Origin of the sequence: Nodularia sp. UHCC 0506 (genome assembly GCF_034931045.1) — a bacterium.
Lineage (GTDB): Bacteria > Cyanobacteriota > Cyanobacteriia > Cyanobacteriales > Nostocaceae > Nodularia.
Map to the genome: position 1 here is coordinate 70,273 of NZ_JAYGHH010000005.1, position 2,072 is coordinate 72,344.

The following is a 2,072-nucleotide window of genomic DNA, read 5'->3' on the forward strand; positions in this document are numbered from 1 at the left end:
CATGACAGCATGGTGTCATGGTGCGCCCGGTATAGGCTTAGGACGCTTAAGCATTTGCGGAGATCCACCAGAGGAAATCATGTATAAAGAAATCACAACCGCCATCCAAACCACCATCAAACAAGGATTTGGTAATAACCATTGTCTTTGTCATGGAGACTTAGGAAACATTGACTTATTATTAATAGCAAATGCCAAATTAGACAACCCAGAAATTGTCCAACAAATTGAGAAAATAGCCAGTCAAACTTTGTTTGAAATCCAACAAAATAACGTCCGTTGCGGAGTCCCACTAGGAATAGAAACCCCAGATTTAATGGTAGGTTTAGCAGGTATAGGTTACGGACTTTTACGCCTTGCTTACCCCCAACTAATCCCCTCCATCCTCCTTCTAGAACCCCCAAAAACTCATCTTCATATTTGCGCCTGATGCGTAACACAAATGAAATACCCAATAATCCTACAACATAACAGAGAAGATTGTGGAGCCGCCTGTTTAGCCACTATCTCCAAATATTATGGACAACTATTCACCATTACCCGTGTTCGAGAAGCCGCAGGAACAGGACAATTAGGCACAACATTACTCAACCTCAAACAAGGGGCGCAGGTATTAGGCTTTAACGCCCGTGGAGTCAAAGCCCCTTTAGACTTAGTAGATAAACAACAAATACCTCTCCCAGCAATTATTCATTGGCACGGTAATCATTGGACTGTTTTATATGGATGTAAAGGTAAGGAATATATTTTAGCTGATCCTGCACTGGGTGTAAGAACATTAAGCAAAAAAGATTTATTAACTGGCTGGACTAATAGTGTAATGCTGCTATTAGAACCCCGCCCTGATTTTCTGGAACAACCAGATGATAGAGAAAAAATAGGAAGTTTTAAAAGACTAATACAGCGTCTTTACAATTACCGATATATCCTTGCCGAAGCTTTATTATTAAACTTTGTCATCGGTTTACTTTCCCTTCTATCGCCATTTTTGATTCAAATTCTCACTGATGATGTTTTGGTGAGGAGAGATACTCAATTACTCACAGGTATGGCATTGGGAATCTTGACTATGAGTTTAATTAGTAGCAGTTTACAATGGGTTCAAGGTAATTTAGTTTCCCATTTTGCTCATCGTTTAGAATTAGATTTAGTCTTAGACTTTGCTAGGAATATTTTACGTTTACCCTTATCTTATTATGAATCTCGCCGGAGTGGTGAGGTAGTTAGTAGATTACGAGATATTCAAACTATTAATCAATTAATTTCTCAAGTTGGTGTGGCTTTACCCAATCAAATATTAATTGCGATCGCATCTTTAATTGTGATGCTATTTTACAGCTTACAACTAACTATATTATCAATCATAATAGCTATTTTCATGACATTTACAACTGTAATTTCTTTTTCAAATTTACAGCAAAAAATCCGCAAAGTCTTAGGTATAGCTTCCGAAAATCAAGGAATTTTAGTAGAAACCTTTAAAGGTGCATTAGTCATTAAAACTACCAATGCTGCACCCGAACTTTGGCAAGAATTTCAAACTCGCTACGGAAGACAATCAAACTTAATGTTTCGTACCGTGCAGATGATTTTAACTAATACCATTTTTTCCGGTTGGGTAGCCACTACCGGGGGAATTATTCTACTGTGGTATGGTAGTATTTTAGTAATTAATCAAGAAATTTCCATCGGACAATTATTAGCCTTTAATAGCTTAAATACCAACATTCTTGCCTTAGTAAATACTTGCGTCCGCTTCACCACCGAATTTACTCGCGCCCAAGCTGCTACAGAAAGATTAAATGAAGTCATTAACGCCACACCCGAATATTCTGAATTCACTCAAAAACCAGTTCTAAATATTCCTGACAACGCTGATATTTTCTGTGAAGACCTAAACTTCTATCATGCTGGTAGAGTCGATTTATTAAAAGATTTTTCCCTTAATTTACCAGGAGGAAAAGTCATTGCTATTATTGGTAAATCTGGATGTGGTAAAAGTACAATCGCTAAATTAATTGCTAGTTTATATACTCCCCAGTCAGGTAATATTCGCATACATAAATATAACC

General features: G+C 37.2%; 1 protein-coding gene and 1 pseudogene. Both read left to right on the forward strand.

Translation table 11 applies throughout. The features are described from left to right. Positions 1-430, forward strand: a pseudogene (locus VB654_RS05685) (lanthionine synthetase LanC family protein); the annotation flags it as partial. Between the two features lie 12 nt (positions 431-442). After that, positions 443-2,072 (forward strand): peptidase domain-containing ABC transporter (locus tag VB654_RS05690; protein WP_323212582.1); only part of this gene is annotated, 1,630 nt, incomplete at its 3' end.